At 65.8% G+C, this 4,447-nt stretch carries 3 protein-coding genes; all 3 read right to left on the reverse strand.

Annotated elements, in window-relative coordinates; translation table 11 throughout:
- Positions 1 to 172 precede the first annotated feature (172 nt).
- The 3 genes from LQV45_RS18790 to LQV45_RS18800 all read right to left on the reverse strand — a co-directional run bounded on the left by LQV45_RS18790 (position 173) and on the right by LQV45_RS18800 (position 4,217).
- Positions 173 to 1,135: a LysR family transcriptional regulator gene (locus LQV45_RS18790; RefSeq protein ID WP_230008323.1), complete on the reverse strand. Its 963-nt coding sequence runs from the start codon at positions 1,133 to 1,135 to the stop codon at positions 173 to 175.
- Positions 1,136 to 1,210: 75 nt separating this feature from the next.
- Positions 1,211 to 2,719 (reverse strand): GMC oxidoreductase, encoded by a 1,509-nt coding sequence (locus LQV45_RS18795; RefSeq protein ID WP_230008324.1) that lies wholly within the window; start codon positions 2,717 to 2,719, stop codon positions 1,211 to 1,213.
- Between the two features lie 16 nt (positions 2,720 to 2,735).
- Positions 2,736 to 4,217: an MFS transporter gene (locus tag LQV45_RS18800; protein WP_230008325.1), complete on the reverse strand. Its 1,482-nt coding sequence runs from the start codon at positions 4,215 to 4,217 to the stop codon at positions 2,736 to 2,738.
- Between the last annotated feature and the right edge of the window lie 230 nt (positions 4,218 to 4,447).

Here is a 4,447-nt window from a genome sequence, read left to right on the forward strand (position 1 = left end):
CGCCTCGGCGAAGGCGAGCGCCGCCGCCCTGCCTTGGCCGCTGGCCGTTCCGGTGATGACGGCGGTCTTGCCGTCGAGGCGCTGGCTGGAGACAGGCATGGGGGATCCCTTTCGAAAGTACGTTTCTTCGACTTTCGCAGGGATGGTCCGGATGGGGAACGGCGCTTTGGTTCTAGGTGGTATCCGCCGCGTGGATAGTTACCGGGTGCGCGGTGATGGGGAAGAGTTCGTGCAGCCGCGAACAGGCCCGCTGGACCACGGAACGCAGCCAGACGCTGGCAGGGTCCTCCGCCTGGGACGGGTGCCAGTACATCGCTTCCACGAGGGACGCTTCAGCGCCTTCGGAGAACCCCAGCACAACGATATCCGCGCCGCGCTGGGCCCGTGCTGCCAGCATCCCGGGGACGAGCGCCACGAGGTCTGTCCCTTCCACCAGGAGTGGCAGGGACAGGAACCCGGCCACCACAGCCGCCACGCGGCGCTGAATACCTCGCGATTCGAACAGCTTGTCCGCCGGGGTGCTGATTCCCTCACCGAAATAGCCGACGGCGTGGGGAACGGTGGCCAGGTCCTCCACGGTGAGCCGGGGCCGCTGGAGCAGGGGATTTCCGGTGTCAGCCACAGCAACAAAGCTGTCCCGGAACAGCTGCTTGCTGGCTCCCTGCATCTGGTATCCCGTGGGCCCGACGAGCAGGTCGATTTTTGAGTAGTCGGCCATCTGGCCCTGGATCCCGGACTTGGCTGTGGGAACGAAATCCACCGACACTCCGGGGGCCTCCTCGCGCAGTATCCCCCGCAGCGGCCCCACGATCAGGGCCGCCGCGTAATCCGAGGCGGCGATAATGAACTCCCGCTCGCTCGTGCCGGCGTCGAAGCCGGACCGCACCCGCGTGGCCCGCTGGATGTGAAGCATGGCTTCATCAACCAGCGGGACCAGGGACTGTGCGAAGGGCGTGAGGTCATAGGCGCGGCCGTTCCGCACCAGGAGTTCGTCGTCGAAATGGCGCCGGAGCCTGGCCATTGCGGCGCTGGTGGCCGGCTGGCTGAGCTGGAGCCTCTCGGCTGCCCGGGAGATATTCCGCAGTTCCAGCAGGACCTGCAGCTGGTGCAGCAGGTTGAGGTCCAGGTTCTTCATACCCACAGGTTATCCGTGCCTCGACGTCAGCCCGGCCACAGCTGGCGGGCGTCTGAGCCCCAACGAGCAGCTGACCTAGGCACTCTGCGAACCAAGCTCCTCAGCAACCTTCCGGGCACCGCGGACGGCGATGGCCACGCTCATCAGCGTGGGATTCATGGCCGTGGCCGTCGGAATGAGCGCATTTCCGCCCACCACCAGGTTGTTGTAGCCCCACACGCGTGACCAGGGATCCGCCACCGAGGTGCCATCGTCGGTTTCACCCATGCGCATGGTGCCCTGGTAGTGCAGGCTCGAGCCGTTCGGCATTAGCCTGGGCTCGGCCACGAAGGCGCCCAGGGCCTTGCCGGCACGCCGCAGCCGCTCGGTTGCCTCGGCGATTTCCGCGTTTTCCCGTTCTGTGAGCGCATACTCGATTCTCATGTTGGGGAATCCCCGGTAGTCCGGCTCATTGTCGTCGAACGTGACGGCATCCTCGTAGCGCGGGTGCTTGCGCATGCCGTAGCCCATGTTGACGTAGCCCCAGCGGTTCTCGGAGTACGGGGTTCCCGGCTCCATTGGGAACGGCGTGGTCTCTGTGTACATGACCTGGACGGAGAAGGGGTGTTCCGGCTCTGAGAACGGGATGCGGTTGACCGCCGCGACGGGGTCTGCCGGGTTCAGTGCGCGCCGGGCCAGCTCGGCCTTAAGGTCTTCTTCGGTGGCGTACCGCCCCATCCTTTCGGCGTCCAGCGCCACCGTGGAGATGACCACGGGATGCTCGGTCAGGTAGTGGCCGAGGGCCTGCGGCCGCACACCGGATGCCCAGAGGAGCTGCGGGGAGCGGAAGGCATCGGCGGCCACCACCACGATGTCTGCTGCCACGAATGACTTCTCCCCGGTGCGGAGGTCCTCGACGGTGACACCGGTGACCCGGTGTCCGTCCAGTTCCACGCGGCGGACCAGGGTGAGGTCACGGAGTTCGAACTGCTTCGAGAGCGGGCTGTCCTTGTCGATCAGCGGGCCGAGGACGACGTCGGCCCCCGCCCAGCGCACCGAGCCGTCGGGCTGCGGGTCCCCGGCAACCGGAAGGGTGCCCACGCCGTACCCTTCCGGCAGCTCCGCGCCGAACTCTTCATCGAGGAGGGTCCGAATGGCCTCACCAACGGCGGAGTCGGCAAACGCTGCGCTGTGGACGTGCAGCAGCTGCTTCGCGTCCTCAATCAGACCGTCCCATTCCTCGTCAGCTATGAAGGGGACTTTTTCACTGAAGGCGGGCGACGGCGTCGCGCAGGTCCAGTGCGCACCTTGGCCACCCACGTTGGTGGCCGCAGCCGCCGTGGGAAAACTCGAGGCGTGGGCGGAGCCCGCGCCGCCGAAGTCCAGAAGGTGGGTTCCCTGGCGGGCGGTGAACATGCCCTCGGTGACACGAGCCTTTTCGCCAGGGTCGGCAATGTTGCGGACGCTTTCGCCGGGAACCTCCGTCACCTGCGGTCCGGCTTCGAACATCACCACCCGCGCGTTCGGGACCTGCTCGAGGAGCACCCGCGCATAGGTGGAGCCGATGGGCCCGCTGCCGACGATGGCGATGGTTGGGTTGGACATGATGTCTCCTTTGAAATCAGGCCGAAAGGGATTCGGAAGTTGTTTGGGGGGCGGGAACGGGTTCGTCGGAGAGGCGCCCGTGCGGAAGCAGGACCGCCGCGACTATTCCCACGGCGTACGTGGCCGCCAAGGCAATAAAGATGGGGGCGAAGACTGAGCCGTAGATCTGAGCCACGCTGGCCTGCACTGCCGGAGCGGCCCCTTTGACCAGTTGCGGGGTCAGGGTGGAAGCGTCCAGGCCCGCCGGCAAGAGGGCCGCCACGCCGAAGCCGATCACCCCGCCGATAATCGCCGTCGCCACTGTTGAGCCCACCTGCCGCACCAGGTTGATGGTCGCGGTGATGGTGCCGGTCTGGCTGGCAGGAACAGCTCCCTGGACCACAGTGACGATCAGGCTCATGAACGCGCCGGTGCCCATCCCAACAACGGCCATGACGATCATGGGAACCCACAGCGGAAGCCCGGCGGGCAGCACCGCCATCACAAAGAGTCCGGCGGCCCCCAACGATGTTCCCAGGATGGGGAAGATCCGGTACCGCCCCGTCCTGCTGGCCAGCCATCCGGTGAGCAGGTTGCTGGTCAGCATGCCGAACACGGTTGCGATCGGCACGAGCCCGGACACGGTGGCGGTTGTCTGGTACGCCATTTGGACGTATGTGGGCAAATAGGCGGTGATGGAGAAGAGGCCGACGCCGATAATCGCCGAGAGTGCGGTGCCTGCCGCGATGGTCCGGTTGGCGAAGAAATGCAGGGGGACGATGGGTTCGGGTGCGCGGCGCTCAACAAAGTAGAAGGCAACAAAGCCCAGCATGCTGACCGCGAGCGCGGCAGCGGTGGCGGGGCCCGCGCTGCGTTCTGCGGCCCAGGTGGCGGCGAGGACAAGGGCCACCAGTGCGGCGGTAAATACAGCCGCCCCGGCAACATCGAAGTGGCGGGGCATGGGGCCAGGCTCCAGGTGGGGAACGGCAACCAGGGCAAGGGCCAGGGCTGCAGCGCCCACCGGGATGTTGATCCAGAAAACCCACTGCCATCCCCAGTAATCGGTGATGGCGCCGCCGAGAACGGGTCCAACCAGGACCGCGATGGGGAAAGCTGCGCCAATGATGGCCATGTAGCGCGGACGTTCCCGCTGCGAGGTGACCCTGGCGATGATGGTCTGCGACATCAGCTGCAGGCCCGCGGAGCTCATCCCCTGCAGGACGCGCGCGGCGATAAGCCAGGCCATGTCCTGCGAGAAGCCGCAGGCCAGGGAGGCCGCCAGGAACATCACCAGCGAACCGAGGAAGATCCGGCGGGCTCCCAGGACATCACCTAGTTTGCGGAGCACCGGGAGCAGCACTGTGCTCGCGAGGGTGTATCCCACAACAACCCAGCTCATGAGCTTCAGCGCGCCCAGCTCACCCGCAACCGTAGCCAGGGATGTGGACACCACGGTGTGGTCCAGGGCCCCGAGGAACGAAACCGTGAGCAGGGAGATAACAAGGAGACGGAGTCTCAAAGGTGAAAGTGGCATAGTGATCTACCCGAACGATCGGGCCGTCGACGCGACGTATTGTGCCTCCGGCGCACCATCACGACGGAGAACGGGTTCGGAAGGAACCCCGGCGCCGTTACTCATGCTACCGCACTTTAGTTTGAAAGCAACAAAAGAATGCGTGAATTAGACGCCTATGGCGGGTGCCCATTTATGTAGCAAGCACGGCGCGCGTGAGGGACATGTCCTCGAGC

This window comes from Microbacterium sp. Bi128 (assembly GCF_918698205.1).